At 57.5% G+C, this 16,381-nt stretch carries 12 protein-coding genes and 2 pseudogenes; 4 read left to right on the top strand and 10 right to left on the bottom strand.

Features of this window, described 5'->3' with window-relative positions; translation table 11 throughout:
* Positions 1–405: 405 nt before the first annotated feature.
* From AC07XB_RS29240 to AC07XB_RS29220, 5 genes and pseudogenes are all read right to left on the bottom strand, one after another.
* Positions 406–870, bottom strand: coding sequence for a hypothetical protein (locus AC07XB_RS29240; protein WP_493688127.1), 465 nt, complete (start codon positions 868–870; stop codon positions 406–408).
* A gap of 762 nt (positions 871–1,632) precedes the next feature.
* Positions 1,633–1,779 carry a hypothetical protein gene (locus AC07XB_RS29235; protein WP_492832064.1) on the bottom strand — a complete coding sequence of 49 codons (147 nt, stop codon included), beginning with the start codon at positions 1,777–1,779 and terminating at the stop codon, positions 1,633–1,635.
* A 173-nt stretch (positions 1,780–1,952) separates the two neighbouring features.
* The gene (locus AC07XB_RS29230) at positions 1,953–2,414 is read right to left on the bottom strand and encodes a hypothetical protein (RefSeq protein ID WP_492832066.1); all 462 of its coding nucleotides are present in this window, start codon (positions 2,412–2,414) and stop codon (positions 1,953–1,955) included.
* A 449-nt stretch (positions 2,415–2,863) separates the two neighbouring features.
* Positions 2,864–3,131 (bottom strand): annotated as a pseudogene (locus AC07XB_RS29225) (IS110 family transposase); the annotation flags it as partial.
* Between the two features lie 234 nt (positions 3,132–3,365).
* Positions 3,366–5,072: a DUF262 domain-containing protein gene (locus AC07XB_RS29220; protein WP_492832068.1), complete on the bottom strand. Its 1,707-nt coding sequence runs from the start codon at positions 5,070–5,072 to the stop codon at positions 3,366–3,368.
* Between the two features lie 711 nt (positions 5,073–5,783).
* Between AC07XB_RS29220 and AC07XB_RS29215 the strand changes: the two genes are divergently transcribed.
* The 3 genes from AC07XB_RS29215 to AC07XB_RS29205 all read left to right on the top strand — a co-directional run bounded on the left by AC07XB_RS29215 (position 5,784) and on the right by AC07XB_RS29205 (position 9,357).
* Positions 5,784–7,481, top strand: a complete 1,698-nt coding sequence (locus AC07XB_RS29215) for a hypothetical protein (RefSeq protein WP_492832070.1) — start codon at positions 5,784–5,786, stop codon at positions 7,479–7,481.
* Positions 7,482–7,635: 154 nt separating this feature from the next.
* The gene (locus tag AC07XB_RS29210) at positions 7,636–8,241 is read left to right on the top strand and encodes a hypothetical protein (RefSeq protein WP_492832072.1); all 606 of its coding nucleotides are present in this window, start codon (positions 7,636–7,638) and stop codon (positions 8,239–8,241) included.
* Between the two features lie 252 nt (positions 8,242–8,493).
* Positions 8,494–9,357 carry a hypothetical protein gene (locus AC07XB_RS29205; protein WP_492832074.1) on the top strand — a complete coding sequence of 288 codons (864 nt, stop codon included), beginning with the start codon at positions 8,494–8,496 and terminating at the stop codon, positions 9,355–9,357.
* Between the two features lie 292 nt (positions 9,358–9,649).
* On the opposite strand, the pseudogene AC07XB_RS29200 reads toward AC07XB_RS29205, so the two are convergent.
* Positions 9,650–11,169: pseudogene (locus AC07XB_RS29200) on the bottom strand (Tn3 family transposase); the annotation flags it as partial.
* A gap of 296 nt (positions 11,170–11,465) precedes the next feature.
* On the opposite strand from AC07XB_RS29200, the gene AC07XB_RS29195 reads away from it, so the two are divergent.
* A complete protein-coding gene (locus AC07XB_RS29195) occupies positions 11,466–11,672 on the top strand; it encodes a helix-turn-helix domain-containing protein (RefSeq protein WP_492832076.1) in 207 nt (68 codons plus the stop codon).
* Between the two features lie 381 nt (positions 11,673–12,053).
* Here AC07XB_RS29195 and AC07XB_RS29190 read toward each other — a convergent pair whose 3' ends face one another.
* From AC07XB_RS29190 to AC07XB_RS29175, 4 genes are all read right to left on the bottom strand, one after another.
* Positions 12,054–12,725 (bottom strand): hypothetical protein, encoded by a 672-nt coding sequence (locus AC07XB_RS29190; RefSeq protein ID WP_492832078.1) that lies wholly within the window; start codon positions 12,723–12,725, stop codon positions 12,054–12,056.
* A gap of 230 nt (positions 12,726–12,955) precedes the next feature.
* The gene (locus tag AC07XB_RS29185; protein WP_492832080.1) at positions 12,956–13,828 is read right to left on the bottom strand and encodes a hypothetical protein; all 873 of its coding nucleotides are present in this window, start codon (positions 13,826–13,828) and stop codon (positions 12,956–12,958) included.
* A gap of 3 nt (positions 13,829–13,831) precedes the next feature.
* Positions 13,832–15,433 carry a hypothetical protein gene (locus tag AC07XB_RS29180; protein ID WP_492832082.1) on the bottom strand — a complete coding sequence of 534 codons (1,602 nt, stop codon included), beginning with the start codon at positions 15,431–15,433 and terminating at the stop codon, positions 13,832–13,834.
* A gap of 54 nt (positions 15,434–15,487) precedes the next feature.
* On the bottom strand, positions 15,488–15,889 hold the full coding sequence (locus AC07XB_RS29175; RefSeq protein WP_492832084.1) for a hypothetical protein: 402 nt from the start codon (positions 15,887–15,889) through the stop codon (positions 15,488–15,490).
* Between the last annotated feature and the right edge of the window lie 492 nt (positions 15,890–16,381).

The following is a 16,381-nucleotide window of genomic DNA, read 5'->3' as shown; positions in this document are numbered from 1 at the left end:
GTTGCCCACCGTTACAAGTGTCTCATAAAGCATATGTGCGCAATAAGTGGATAAAAATCGCCCGCGATCCTCGGGAAAGGGACACGCCAAGATAAGGGGAATCCGCTATCACAAGGAGTACGGCCCCGCACCCGAAAAATTCCCCGCTTTGCCACGTATTGACCGCCTGCCGAAGCCAGTCCAGCATCTCGCCGGCCCCAGCTCCAGAACTTCGACCAGGCGAGGACGTGCGCCCCGACGTTCCGACATCTCCGCTGAACTACCGCCCGGGCGATTGAGGGAGGAGCTCATGAGTCGCCGAGCACACGACCAGCCGCGCCGAGCCACGCGTCATGGCCACGTACAGGTGCCGGGCATCCATGGTCTCCGGAGCCGGAATGACCGCCACCTCCGCTTCCAAGCCCTTCAACAGCAAGATGCTGCCGATAGCACGACGCGCCAGCGGCCGGCTCCCATGCCGATTCCGCGCCGTTTTCGGATGGTCGCCTCTGCGTAGGTGCAACTGCCGCCGGCCGCAATCTGCACGGCGCTTAGGCAGCCATACAACACCTCTGGCCGATACACGCTTGCGTTATGCTGGCGCGACAAGGCGCGCAGCGCCTCCGCAGCCAGGGGCAAAGTCGGCGCGGCTGCGAATGCCACCAGCGCGGCCTCCGCAGACGTAGGCGAGGTGCGCGCGGTACCACGCCGGAGGCTGTCCACCCGCGGCAACAAGGCAGCGACGCCGACCTGCGTCATGACCTCTCCGGCAAAATTCACCAATCGCGTCAATGCATCCACCGCCTGCAGATCAAATTGCTGGCCGAAGTTGGTGAGATCGGCCAGGTCCACGGGTTCAACGGCGGTGGCGCCGGGCGTTTGGCTCGCCATCTGTCGGCGCCCCCGGGGGTTGCGGCTGTCGCCAATCACCAGCACCTGTCCCGTCCCACAGGGGTCACAGCCGCTGTCCTCGCGGCATCCGGCCGCTGCTGGTCGGCCCTGCCGGGCTGCAACTGAGCCCAGGTGACCTAGCGGGCCGCTGCCTCAGGTCGATATTGCCTCCGGCACACAGCACTCGCCGGCAATCCAAAAGCCACTGGCCAAGCCCGAGTGTGCCGGCGTTGATCCAGCGCCATGGCTGGTCGAGCTCGCCTATAGGTGGGAACTGCTGTAGCACGTGCGCATCCCGGTCCACCAGTTGGTTGCCGCGGAAGCCAAAGATGGCCTGCATCGGGTCGCCCAGAACGCAGGTGGGCAGTACCGCGGCGAGCGCAGTGACCAAAGCATGCTGAGCGTGTATGTGCAGGAGCGCTACGGTAAGAGGAATTGCGGCTGGCGATCCGTGGCTCGGGTAGCGCGCGCGGGTTTCATACTCATTGGTCCCACGACGGGAGCCAGGGAGTTCGCGCCCGCTTTGGCACGCTCTCCGTACCGGAGCCCCTGCAATAGCAGAGCAGCACATTGTCAAGCTGACCGTCCCGTAACGCCGGAGATTTCAGAGGCTGCCGGTGGTCAATCCCGCGCCGGCAGATCCGCGACCCCCTCGTACGGCAGGATTTCCTTCAGGTCCTCCCAGAACAGGCGCTCATGCACGCGCGGTGTGGTCTCGGCATGTCACGTCAGCACATACGCGCGCATCAGCCAGCGAGCGAACTACGCACTGCTCTTCTCCCGGAAGAACGCCTCCAGTCCGAGTGCGCTGGCCGTCAGTGCACCACTGATGACGACTTCAGCGGACGCCACGGTGTAGGGCATGTCCTGCAACACGGCATAGTGGAAACTGCTCCCGCTGTCGGTCACCTGACCAACGTACTGATCCGGGCAGACGAAGGCACAGATCTTGTCGGTCTCTCATCCCTGGTCAACCAGTATTGGTGCGACGGCCTTCCTGAAGCCAGTCTCGGGATTCGTTGCATCCCGAGCCAATTCCCTGCTGCTTCTCATCTGGGTTCTATCCCTGCGTGCAAGGCAGACTATTCGTGCGCTGACGTATCCAACTCCTTGGTCGCCCATTCTACGTCTCCGGCGTTGGCGGTCACCCGATAGCTGCCATTCTGAACAAAACGTCCTTTCGGGACTGGGAAACACGGCGACCAGTGGTCAACGCCTTCCCGATTGTTCTCGGCTGCCGCAACCAGGGTCACGCGGTCATTGTCGAAAAAGACCTTGAGAAACGTCCCGATCGAATACGGTGTTTCCCGCTCGAACAGCCTTTTCCCTCGTTCGATCCGAGGTACCACGTGACCACGTCGAAGGCCCTGCGCACTCCCCGTCCGACGCATGTGCCTCACCGCCTCCAAGGAGATCTCGGACACGTGCCACTGTTTGATCTCGAGCGCCAACTCTTCCAGCGCGCGCCGCTTGAAGTGCGTCTTGAACGGAATGTCAAACAGCTTGAGATAGGCTTGGTACAGATCGTTCTTTGTTGCGGCCATGGCCGTACGTTTCTCCACGCGGCAAGCTCAGGTGGCGAGCACCGAAAATCGCTTTCTCGCCAACAATGAGTTGTTTTAATCACTTTCTACAGAGCAGCCAACTGCGACGAGTCTGTCCGGCCCAGCCACCAACCAATACCACCTCGCGCTTCGCGCATATACACGCGCAAAGTAGCCGCGAAACTTTCTACTGCCGTCCTTATGCGACGAATGCAAAACCGGTAGCGCATATCTGAGAGGAGAAGCGGGGCCGGGGCGACGAACAGCGTCAATGTGAACTTGCCCCCGAAAGACTATCACTGCCTCTGCCGCGATCAGGAGAATGCAGCATTGAACGTGCCGGTGAACACCAAGTTTCGCATCGTTCCGAGGGAAGCCGAGCGCACTGGCGCGCTGCGAATCGAAGTCGACGCGCTCATCGACAACCAGTGGAAACCAATATCGTCGAACCTCGGCGCACGGTGTCGCGGTGGGCTTGGCGTTCTGGGCGCCATCGGCTTGACGGTATGTCCGTACACGCGAAACAGCCGAGCCCAATGAATGCGCGCCCAAGCAAACCTCCATGCCGATTAGGCAAGGTGGTAACTCGGCAATGAGTATGGCCAACTGATCACGGGCAACCCTCGGCTTGGCGAGAAGTGGTTTGCCTACCGCATCGCCCCCATGAACGGAAAACACGGTCTTGGCCAGATCGATCCCCACGGTAACAATGGACATGGACTTCCCCTCCTGTGGTCTTGATTGCGTTTCGACACGCCATCATGCACCTCGATGCCGACTTGCGGCTTCCGCCGCAGCCTCCGGACGGGGAAGTCCCTTCCATTCGATGATCCCCACTAGGCGTAGTGTGACGGTCAATTAATTTCGGACAGGCGGATAGGTTGCTTGCCGGATCGGTGGCGCCACGACTGCGCCGCAGCACCACGCATTCCAACACCTGCCTAAAACAGACTATGCCCACCAGCGGCGGGAAAAGTCCTCAACCAACGCCTGCCCGCGCTCCACCAGGTCCGCTTTCTTGAAGGATCCCCTTGTGACCAACGCGGTGGCGAGATGCTCCGTCATCCGGAATTTGCTCGAGCTGTAGCCGTCCCGTTTGACGACCAGATCGTCATTCTTGATAGCACTGTTGATGCGCTTCTCCAGCAAGGTCAGGTTGCCGAGCAGGTTCTTGTACTCTTCGAAGTCCTCTTCGTCCTTGAATCCGAATGCCCTTGGCTTGAATTTCGGAGTCTGCGACAGGATATGCTCAATGGTCGGGTCGGCGTCCATGATCCTCCTCAACTCGTAGAGAGGATAGGTCTTCCCACGCAGTCTCTCGCAGTAATCGATGAAGAGCGTTCTGAGTAGGCCTGTCTGCTTGTAGTAGTCGTAGTTCGCGAGGTAGTCCTTGAACCGCTCGTCGCTGATCTCGTGCGCGTTGAACCACTGCAGATGGTTCTCAACGTCGACCAATGACAAAGTTTCGTGGTTCAGGCTGTAGGCAAACTCGGCGATGTGCTTCTTGCCGGCATACTCGCGGATCTTGAGGACCCTGACTTCGATTATCTCGACCATCCTTAGGACACTGATGTTCTTGGTCGGAAGCGCTTCCTCGAGGAAGGCATTCTTCTGCAACTGGGTAATCACCGGGTAATACACAGCGGAAAGCCCTAGGATAGAGAACAGCTTGTAGTAGTCCGCGTCGCTCCGCGTCTTACCTACGATTTCCGCGAACGCGCGCACATACTCGAGCAAGCTGCCCAGGTAACCGGAGATATAGGCATCCAGCGCTTCAAAGTCCCCGTTCCTCCGGTACTCGGCCAGCTGTGACTTTACGTTGTCTAGCACCTGCTGCGCGGTCGGGTCATAACTCTCGTCTGAGAAACAGATATGGTGATGGCGGAGCAGATCATCTTCACTGAATTGACGCGAACTGATGATGTTGATCTTCTGCTCCTCGCCGATCAGCTTGATATCGTCGTACAGCTCGAAGATCTCGCCGAACTTGTCGTTGATGGCATCATCGTAATTCTGTGACAGGTACTTGTTCGAGAAGTAAAATAAAAGGCTTTTCATCTTGTCCATCCTCGACAGGTCTCTGCCGCGGTCGTTCACGGTCTGGAAGATCCGGATGGCGTCAGATTCCCTCTCCTCGATGAATTCGAGGACCGACAGCGTCTCGATAGCCCTCAGAAGGTCCTCGGGATCGGGAACATGATGGTCCACGATACTCACCATTTCATGGTACGCGTCCATCATGTAGCGCTGGCTCTTGCTTTGCGGCTCCGCGGTTATATCGCCGTTCAGGATCTGCAGGTAGAACTTCCGGTCGCGCTCGAGCGGCGACAACTTGGGCCGGTCTTTCTGCTTAACATAGGACCGGCGCGTGAACTCGCGATCATCAGCGTCTGCTAGCTTCGCGGCAATCACGCTGATGAACATGACGATGGTGGTGAGTCGCTGCTGGCCGTCGACGACGTTGAACACATCCGGCTCATTCGTCTTCGCGAGCACCACGGTCCCGATATAGTGGCTGGACTTGGTTTCGAGCGCTTCCTTGATGTCCTCGAACAGTTCCCTGACGTTCTGCTTTTCCCAGGCGTAGCTCCGCTGGTACTTCGGGATCTCGAAGAACTTCCCGGCAAAGAGTTGATTGATTGTTTTCTGATTTGACACGACCATTCCCTTTCGTTACCTACCTGAAACCTGGAACCTGCTGATTGGCACGCCCGAAATATGCACTTCTATTGCGCCCAGGCCCAACTGCTCAATACGCGCCGGCCTTCTCAGATCCATCTGTATTGAAACTCTGTTTTTCGCTCGACGGCACTACTGTTCATGCTGCCGGTGGCCATCCGCTCACGGACTGCGCTCAACGTCGCCTCTTGTCCCTCTGATACCAACGCATTGTAAGCGGTCAATTTACCGCACGGAACTGATCGTCGTTCGCGAATAGGGGCGGGCATTCCCGCGCTGCAGCGATCATGGTTGATCGCTGTGACAAGCCTGGCGAGCATGGGGCGGACGTCTTTCTCATTCCTCCTTCGCTAGGGGGCTGCACCGAGACGCATGGGCTGCTGTCGGATAGTGTTTGCTTTGTTCCATCGAGATTGCATCTGCTCCTCTCCTAAGCCAAAGGCTGTCTTTTCCCTGCCGCGCCCATAGGCATTACAACGGAGTGCCCCAAACCTACGCCGCCCACGCAACCCCTACCGTCGGGTGCCTTTTCAGGCGCCCACTTCAATTTAGCACCGTGCACGCGCCGTCGTAGCTGACCATCGGCGGCCTGCGGCCAATGCCGCCACATACGATGTGGGACGATCTCGCCTAAAGAAGGCCAGAACGGCGCCGTAAACCAATGAGCGTCAAACTACGGGAAAATGATCAATGGGACTCTTTGGCAAGGTCACCGCCTTTGGCAGTGGACTGAAGGACAAGGTAGTTGCAGCAGCGGAGGAAGCCGAGCTCGGCACAAAGATCGGAAGCCTTAAGGGGAAGGCGGCCGACAAGGCCGCAGACTGCCTTTCCGCTGGTAAGGAGCACGCTGGGAGGCTGGTCGACGCGGGTATGGAGCGAGCCGGAAAACTGGTCGAGACAGCCAAGGACAAGCTGGAAGACGTCGATTTCGAGACATTGAAGCGCCGCGAGACTTACACCAACAAATTCACCGAGTACCGCGAGCTCAGCGCCGAGAAGATCTCAGGCTTCTATCGATCGACTTTCGAAGTCGACAAGACGACCTCAGAGATGATCGACGGCATTCGCGGGCGCCTTCCATCCAGGCCGAAGGACATCGACGACATCTTTGAACAGTGCAGGCGTGAGGCCTTTCAGCGCGCAATTTCGGCGTTTTGCTTGGCGCCGATCATGTCGGGCCTCGACAAGAAATTAGAAGACCGCTACGCAAACCTGTCGGTCGACTACCGAAGCTTCTCTGACAAGGAGAACGGCGGAATCAACGTTCGTGACGCGCAGGGCTTCGCGGAAAAGAAGGATGAGATCAAATTTGCGAAGGACCACTTCATTCTCCTGCAGAATGGGTACAACGGCGACGAGTGGTTCGACCCTCGAAACAAGGGCGAGGCGTCATTCACCCCACACAGCAGCGGTGGTGACAGCGTCGGCATGTACGACATCGAGCATGTCATCTCGGCCAAAGAGATCTACAACGACTGGCTGCTGCGACTGGGAACCAGCAACGATGAGATCGTTGATGCTATCAACTTTGATGACAACCTTATCTTTGCGAGCCGCCCACTGAACCAGTCAAAGGGAGCACAAGACCTGAAGGTCTACCTCGAAACCAACGGCATCCGTGATGCCGACGACCCGAATCTCATCCATATCGACGTTAACGGGAAAGATCTTGTTGTCAACGAGGCCGAGGCCCTTGAGAAGTACGAGAAGGCCCACAAGAAGCTCGATGAGATGCGGTTTGCCGCCGCAAAGGAGATTGGCATGACGGTCGCCAGTGCCGGCGCAAGAATGGCCGCCCAGCAGGTTGTTGGATTGATCGTTATGGAGACAATTGATATCTTCGTGGACGAAATCAAGGACATTGTTAAGAACGGTAAGTTCGTAGACGAGAACGGCCTGCTCGCCAATATCCAGCAGCGCAAACAGAACATCTCTGAGAAGCTCACCCAGCGGTTCGAGGAGCGACAGATCTGGGCGCGAGCGAAAGCTGCAGGAATTGAGGGTGGCGTCGCAGGTGCACTAAGCGCGATTCCTCAGATTCTCATCTCGCTAATCATCAAGATGCCGGCGTTCGTGCTCACAATCATCCGCGAATGCACGCTCTCGGTCGTCAGGTCCGTACGGGTGCTCCTGAGCGACGATGAGAACAAGTTCGAAAGCATCAAGGTCGTGATGCTTGGGACGGCGTCGGCGGTTCTCGGTGCCTACGTTGGAAACGTCATTTCCAAGGCTATCGCGCCGGTGCCGATGCTGAACCTGTTCAATGGTCAGGTAACCTCGGTGCTCAGCGGCGTCGTTGTTACCGCGGTCCCTCTTGGCGCCATCTACGTCTTTGACCAGAACAAGGCCAAGCTCACGTTCGCAGTCCTCGGACGGAAAGCGGCCTGACCCGCGGCAAGCGCGCTGAACCTCAAAGCCCTGGCGCGCGTGGTCCCGCAAATCGATCCCGTTCCGCTCGCGCAGCGTCTCGGCGGCCAGCGTTGGCGTAGCTGTCGCGGATCAGGCCGCGTGCCCGCGCCTCCACGCCTGGCGGGAGTTGGTTGTGGCCAGGCTGGCCCAGCGGCGGGATATCAGTCCCTGCGGGCCGTCCTGCCCTTACCGTTCTGGCAGCCACCGAAATTGCCAATCGATACTCTCCAGCCGCTCGGCGGCCAAACTGACCATCCACAACCGCCTGGACGGTCTTGAGACCCTTCAATCGCGCCTCAACTACATTGCGGAAATCGTAGAAGCCGTCTCGCAGTGGTCGAAAGATCGAGCTCGGCCGGTCTTCGCGCTGCTGAACGAGATCGAGTCCGATTTGCTGGTCATCATCGGTGGCGAGAGCAAGGATGGCAGGGAGGACTCGACCTACATCATGCACAGCTCCTGGCCAGCCAATTGCAGTGCCGCCGCAATGTTTGAAAGCCTACCGAAGAGGGTTGTCTCCGTAATGAACCGCGGCGTCGGCAGGGTTCTCCTAATGGACCCGGAGGCCGAGAAGTGGGTAGTCGGCTGGGGCTCTGCCATGCGGGATCTGGCATCTGTGTTTGCCGGGTCCACGAACCTCAAGCAATCAATGGGGAGAACGATTGCCCTCGATATCATGCTCACCAACATGCTGTCTTTCATCGCCTCCATGCGGCTAAACCCGATGATTGAGAAGTAGCGATGACCAAGCCCTCGCGGCTGGCCGGCTGTTTCGCGCTGACACTTTTAGTCTGTCCGGCGGCTGATGCGCGGGCAACTCCGAGCGATCGACTGGGTGGAGGCCAAGTACGTGCAATTCCCGCACACGGCCCGCCATCGGCTCGAACTCAGGAGTTTGCACGCCTGGCATCGACATCTTGCGCATGTATACTCGAGGGCGTGGGCGAGAGGGCGCGTGTTCGCCGAACCAGAGTAAGAAAGGGAGGGTTTTATGAAAAGCGAACTAATCGGCTATCCGAACAAGCGAATCGATGCCGCGTATCACCTGCGCAGCCCAGCGCCTGATGACGTGTGGAATCACCGCGACTATGAGACATGGCGCGCGGACATTTGGAAGCTGATTCAGGACTTCGCCAATGTGAAAGTCCAGACCGCCTTCTTAGCACGGCCACCCGAGTATGTTGTCGGTGATGATCTCAGTTGGTTGGATGAGATCATCGCCGACGTCCTTGATATAGACGTCGATTCCAAGACCCAGCTTGCGCAGCGGCTACGGGGGCGTTATCGCGCCATCCGAGCGGTGCACGGCACAAAAACCTCGGATCTTGATCCGTTCTATCGGGAAGGTCTGGAGCCGCTGGCACCCGAGCGATTCCACGCGCAGGCCAAAAGTGTATTCCTTAGCGGTGCCTTCCCAGAGTTGACTGAGGCTGATCTTCAGAGGGCCATTGATGCGGTTGGCTCGGATCTACGTGCGGGGCGCGTCTATTTCGAGGCCAATGAGGATAGTTTGATCGAATACTGTGGCCACTACATGCTCTACGGCAGTGAGTATCTGGTTGCGATCGCGGCGCATCTGAGCGGCCCCCGGGATTATCGACGCGTGCTCAAGGAGAGGGGGACGCCGACAGTCTTCGTTTGCGATGTGCCGCTCGACTACATCAGTGAAGACTCAATGCTTGAGTTCGCGGGCGAAGCCTTGGAATGCGTATTTCAGGAACTGCTGGATGGGAAGGAATTTGCGCGGGACGACGGGCGCGGGGCAGGGTTTTGCATCCGAATCCCACTGCCACCGGAGTGCCTGATAGGACACTACCATCCTCACGTTCGGTGGGATCCTCTCGGCGTGCGCTGAGGGCGCGCGTTGCTATCCAGGGGTAATCGTCCTTTTGCAGCAGATTGATACGGTCAGGCCTAAAAAGACGTTCTAGAACAATGACTTAGTGGTTCTTCGTTTCGCGCTGCACCGTCCATCCTTTGCGGATTGGTACGCAGTTAGCAGGCGCTGTCTCGCCAAAGTATGCCTGGCCGGCCTGCGAACCTGCTGTCGTAGCTGCCGCTGCGAAGGCACTGCCGTATTTCGGCCTCGAGCCACTGCGGTGTGCCAATCTGTGGCAGATTTTGCTCTGCGGCGTTTGATGTCGCAGTTATGCCATAGCCCGTCGGATTGTTGCGCCATTGCCTTGGATCAGCGCGTCAATGTGAGGCTCGACACCGAAGCTGAGGATCCCCCGGGAAGTTGATGTGCCCGGAATGCCCCGGCCCCATGCGGCGCAGCCAGGCGTCCTCGATGTCCGTGCCCCCCTTGCGCAGTCGCTCGACGACATCGTTCATGCGGTGGGTATTCCACGCCAGAACGATGTTGGTCAGAAGCGCATGCGCCCCCGAGATCGCCGTCATCTCATCGCCTCGCCAGCCGCGTTCGTGTGGTACCCGGCCAGCATGGATCGCGCGCTGCAACTGGTGCACCGACTCCCCTCGGCTGAGCAACGTGTGGATTTCGCGGCGGAAGTCTTCAATGGTCACGTAGTCGCACAGGAAGATGCTACGCAACAGCCGGCCGAGATGCTCGGCAGCTTTGTGCGCCTTGTTTGTCCGGGCGGCGCTGCCCAACCGTTGCATGGCGAGCTCAGCGCTAATGCGGCCGATACGGATCGATGCCAGCACCCGTAGGAAATCGTCCCAACCCCGGCGTATGGCTCTCAAGGACAAGCGCTTCGTGGTGACACGCTCAATACTTTCCGGCACTTTGAACTCTGCAGGCAGGTACAGCTTGCGCTCTGCCAGATCGCGCAGCCGCGGGCATAGATCGAAACTCAGGCCCTTGGCCATGGCCATCGCGGCGTTCGTGTAACCGTGCGTTTCCACTGCCAGTAACGACAGGCGGATACGGTCCTCGCTGCGGTTGTGCTGCTCCACGCCCTCGATCGCAACCCCTGCCTGACGCTCGTTCAAGACGATCGGTTGGTCATAGACGATGCCCCACTTTCGAGCACGTGGGTGTAGATGCCGGCCGCGTAGGTGCGTCGACGTGGATCAACACGAGCGATCCACAGATGTCGTGAAACGGCCAGTGACATCATGTCGGCCGATGCCTTCTTTCCGGTACCCCAGTGCGTGGCTAATGGGATCTTTCCTTGAAATTCAGCCACCACCTCGTTGGCCCTGCCCGTGGACTGCGGACGGATTCCATGCAGTGCTGCAGCGTGGCCGCCGGCACTGCGCGGTTGACCGCTGCGAGCATTTGCGCCTCGTAGGCGGAAAATGCATGCCGTGCCATGTCGGTGATCTGGCGTTGGCCGGGAATGAGGCGGCAGCGATCGTAGAGCCATCGCTGGGTGGTGGTGATAAGTTCATCCACGTGTGCCGCTGCGGCGGCTTGCACGCGGAGCATTTCCAGCAAAGCGGCCTGGCTGGTGACATCGAACGGCTTGATGCCAAGGTGCTCCTTGACCCATTCCTGATGCTCGTACAACGTCGGGCGTCGTTGGTACAGCGTCTTCAGGCTGGCGATCGACAGCAACGGCGCGGAGAAAGCTTCGCACACGTACTGAAGGAGATTGCGCGGAACGGCAGAAAACCGGTCCAACGGCCGACCGAAGGCCCGGAGGCAAACGAGCTGTAGGCCGACCGCGGCGCATCTTTCTGGCCGAAACCGCTCCCGTATTGCCGCGATGTCAGCACTAGTGAGCTGAAAAAATTGCCGCAGGTCAAATTCTGCCAAGCGGGTCTTCCCTGCCAACGTAGCGATACGCAAATGCCGACATCTACACTTTTCGGGGTGTCGTTCCGAACAAAACTGTACGACAAGTGCTCGGATGGCCACAATAAGGTCAGGCGAATGGTCTGCAACCCACACCCTCGGGGCTGACTATAACCGTATCAATCTGCAGGAAAAGGACGATTACCCCGGATAGAGCCGCCCCGGATTTCGAGGAGGCTCGACTATTTGGGGGGAAAGATATGCAGCCGCACCGTGAGCGGTATGTGCAATCGGGGCTGGCCGGCATCGAACCCGACGTGCCGCGCGGTGCGCCGCCGTTGACGGTGGAGACGGCCCGTTTGGTGGAACTGACTCAGGCAAAGCCAGAGGCGGCCACACACTGGAGTACGCGCAAGCTGGCCGCCGAGTTTGGCGTGAGCGCCAGCACCGTCGTGCGCCATTGGTGACGCACGACTGCAAACGCAATGGCATCCCCACACTGTTTGACGCGCTCAAGATGCTGCATTGAGCCGCGTCTGGCTTAGGTCGAGAACAATGCGAAAGCGTATTGGGGCCGGCTTTCACGAAAAGTCCCCAATCATGGCGTGGAGGGCAGCTATGCCGTTCGCCTGCAGTCCGCCGATCGTTAGCCGGACGTCCTCCGTTGACGACGAGGACCGAACAGTGCTCAACTCACTAGTCGCGATGACCGCGCCCGACGCAACGCGCCTTGATGACTTCGGCAAAAAGCCCTCCCCGGTCGCCGAGCACGCTCTCACGCGGCGGACCCGCAAATTTCACTCTCATTCCTGACAGCCGTTTGCGTGGGTTAGCGTGCCATTCTCCTGTCACCCCCCATGAACGTCCGGTCGAGTCAGAGCCGGAGATGGAGATGGAGATGGAGATGGAGCCGGGAGCGGCGCGGGCGCACCAATCCCATGAGTGCCCTGCGTGGGAACAGCGCTCACAGCGCCACCCTCGAACCGTCCAATTATATCGGTGACAAAATTTTCCGAAAATCCGGCCAGAAACGACCAAAACAAAAGCTTGGCATAGTCAGAGTGTCCTCCAGACGCATGTTGCATTGCGAGTGAAAGTATCCCTTTGGCTGGAGAATCGTCCGGCGCAAACTTTGGAAACAGAGCACTTTCAAGCAAGCCGGACAAAAATAGAATAAACAGAAGTAAAGCAAGGACCCCACCAACAACCGGCGCAAGCCAAATATAAATGTTTGATTTGACAAGCAGATCTAAGTCGCTCAGCGTTAGGGATTTCAATCGTCGCTGAAGGCTTACAAAGCCGCCAATGGCGCCAAAAGCGAAGACAAAGAACGGCACTGTTGAGCCCGTTAGAGCACCATCCAGAACGCTCTTCTCACCTGAAAATCCGTGGAAGGTTACCCATCCAGCGAGTAAGAGACAAAAGGTGAGAAGCATCAGTAAAGCAAAAAACAAGCGCCTTGTGATCAGGACGAGCTGTGTTGTCGCTATCGTTGTTTCTGTCTGGACTACGCCGGTCATTCTTTGCCCCTCCTCAACTCCCCTAATGGGAACGAAATCAACCATCTGGGCGTACGTCGCCCAAGGAAAGGACGGCGTCGTCGTGTACAGAGATGTCATAGGTAGCGGTAATGAGCATCTCCTCAGGGTTAAATATAGGCGCTGCCTGAGAAAGCGGGACATCAGATATCTGATCCGATCGAAATTGCAGCGGGTTGAATAAACTCTTCGCTTCGCGGCATAAGCCAGGACTATTTTCGCTTTTTACGACGCGGTCGAGCCGCATCAGCCGCAGCGACAAGCTCGTCCGGAACCAGATCTGGGAACAGTTCTTGGAAGTCCTGTAGCCAGCGCTGACCTGCAGCGTGATTGGCGCACCGTTGCCGATGGCACAAATCCGCAAGCTTCTTTGCGTCTTTACCTTCGGGTGCACATCCCTTCCGCCTGATCGCACTGTCGACCCAGCTTCGCAGGGTCATGGCGCCAATGCCGCCGCTAAATTTCCCAATGCGTTGCTCTCGGCTACCCGGTCCGTTGTTGACGTACGACCAGAATTCGCTATCGTGGTCTACCCAAACTAGCGCACCTCGCTCCGCCACCTTAAGCGGGCCCAGAACGCTTTTACAGAAGGAGTACTGCCTCCCCGCGGGAGCCGAGGCGTCATAGTATTCCGGAAACACAAAATCTGACACCAGAACCTCATTCAGTGGGTAGTGCGCGCCTTGGACAGGATCGCAGATTTCCTTCAGAAACTGCACCGGCTCACCACGAAACGTGCCACCAACGAGGGTGTTGAAGCTGGGATCAACGAGCATTTCCAGCACTTCGTGGCTTACTGTGATGCTCCATTCACCGTCGTCACTGACGAAGGCGCATGGCTGATTCTTGCTATCCTGGGTAAGATGAACGCCCATCTGGCCATTGGGGTGATTTGTAACGATCGTTACCCGGTGATAGACGGATGGCACGTCTGTCGGGTTCGGATACGCAGTAACGGAAGCCGCAATGGACCATCCAGCCTGCACAGCATGCTCGAGAACCTGTCGCTGCACAGCCCCAGCGACCTTGGCAAGTTGTTCGAAATTGACTCTCGGCGAGAGCGACACCAGCGCGATATGGTTCATTTTTTAAGCCCGAGAATAGATTTGCGGGAAAGGAACAGAATTCCCTACTGCAATTGCCGCCTCATTCGCTTCCGATGCGGTCTTGAGGAACTCGCTGTATGCCGTGTCCTTTTCTGCTAGCTTAGTCGGATTGTTTGCATCACTCGCCAGTTCGTTCAATTTTACTGTGTACTTAGCAAACGCCGCTTCCGCATCAACTAATTTCTCGCCCGCAGTGACGATTGCCTTCCGGGAAGCCATGGCAGAACTCTTAGCAGCTTCGGCTTTCGCCTTATCTCTTGCTTCTCGCGCTGATGGGTCAATTTGAGCCACCAACTCTTCCTTGAGTTTCGGCGCGACCGCATCGACAGTCGGCGCGAAGAACTCCGCCACCTTGTTCGCGGGACGCAGCTCCTTAATCGCGCTTGATATAAAGAAGTCGCCGGAACGGGTTCCGGTAGGGTATATGTTCTCCTCGAGGCATTTCATTGCACCGCGGGCATCTTTCACATATGTTTTTGCCGCACAGTATTTAATCCATAGTGCGTCACCTTGAGCCTTGTCACTGGCTTTCTGGTATTCGGTCTTGGCGTTCTCATACCTTTGCTTAGCCTGAACGAGCCTTACTGGGCATGCATCATCGAAAACCTTTTGCGCATCAGGCTTTGACTTGTTAGACAGGAAAAGCTCATTGCAATACGTTTCGGCTGCTTCGTTTATTTTTTTTGGACTCACTGCATCGGGATTTTTAGGGGACGGGAGGTCAACAGCCTGCCTTAGTAGAAGCGCAGTGTTTGCCCGCTTCTTTGCTTCCGCCAGCGTGCCATCAGTAGCGGGCCGGGTCGCGAACCAGCCGTGCAATCCCCCTAGCGCCTCGCCATTGCAAGTTCTACCGATCTTCACGTCTACGCAGGTCATTTTTCCGGCGCCCTCGGAGATTCCCAAGAACTCGAATTCCGTGCTGGCGAATGGTAAGTTCGTTGACCAGTCTGTGAACGTCAATGCAATTTTGTAGTTTCGTGTCGAGGGCCCGAAAAACCCATTTTTGGAAACAAATTTTCCGACATAGATGGCTCGCGGCTGAAATGCAAAGTTTTTTCTATCATCCCCAAGAATTATGGATGCTTCAAAATAAAGCTCAGGAGGCGACTCGAGGCTTAGTTGAGCATTTAGGTCGCTCGGGTCAGGGTTGTATCTGAATTTGGCCATAATCCGCTGCAACACAGGATCATCTCCCGTAGACGTCTTCGCTGTTGGCGTGCCAGTGAGTTTGCCCCTTACCACGATCAGGCAGTGAATGTCTTCGTTTAGGACTATGTCGCCCGGTGCGCCGATTTCATAGAACTGCGTCTGCAAGGGCGTCGGCGGTTCGACATCGAAGTCCTTCTCTTTTGCGGCTTCCTTGACGGAACCCGTGACTTTGTCGAGAACAGCCTGTACCAATGGCGACACGGCCGCAGATACTAGCGGAACCAAGAATGGAGCCAACGCCCCTCGTGGAGGCGGCGGAGGAGACGGCGACGTTGCAGGGCAGTCCTTCTGGGTAAATATATGGGTCTCGATCTGACCCGCATTACTCTGGAGTGCAAACGCCAACAAGCTTATAAGTACGCCCATCCGAATCATGTTTCTCTCCCTGGTAAGCGACCGATTCTTCTTATGCCGTTATCCTTTCTCTCATCACCCCGCGCCTATCGAGACCGTAATAGGGGTTGAGCCTTGTGCTATTGTCGTGGTTACAATTGCCACGACTCGAAAACCAAACTCCGTCAGTGCTTGCACCGCCTGGACGGAGGGCGTGGGCTTGCCGGCAACTTCCTTGAGAAACGGTGTGATCGTTTCGGCACCGATGTTGCCCACCCGCTTCACCTCGCGCGTCAGGTAGCTCGCTTGCTGCGCTGGTGTTCCCTCGAGCGATTTCTTCTGTGCGTCGAACCTGCAAAGTCTGGCACGTCCCTCTTGCGCGCTGATGCCCTTCTTAAGGTCGCACTTTGCGGCCCAAGCCGTGGAGCTTCCCGCAAGCACCAGCACCAGCACCAGTGCGATGCCATCGATCCGTTCTATGCTCTGGATACGTGTCATGTCCGCCCCCCGCTACTTGTTTGTTGAAATGGACTCTTCTCTCGGTTAACAAGTGGATCTCGCACCCGACGAGAACATAGTCACCGAACTCAATTCTCATAGGTCCGACAGTTATTCTGACGGCTTCGTCCATGAAGCCAGTCCCTACGAAAGGAGGGCGGCAGGCATCTCCATACACGGAAAGGTACAACTGCCGAAAGACGAGATGCGCCGCTCACTCGGATCGATTGGCCCGCCTTTGGCAGTAGACCGTCTGATATTTACCAGACAGGCCGAGCCCAAGGGCGTTTTGCATATCGAGGCAATCGCTGTGGTGCCGTTGGCATCTCCGGTTCTCACATCTTCATTCTCTGAACCTTGCGTTCTCCCTTAGTCTCCTCCGCACCTATGGGACGAATGCAAATCCAGTAGCGCATATCAGAGGGGAGAAGCGGGGCCGGGGCGACGAACACCGTCGTGCGCAATCCCACTCGGCACAGCAGGTGCCGTGAT

Source organism: Cupriavidus sp. GW821-FHT02F09 (genome assembly GCF_059421605.1).
Note: the sequence above shows the minus strand (reverse complement) of the source record. Positions and strands in the feature narration are given on the sequence as shown.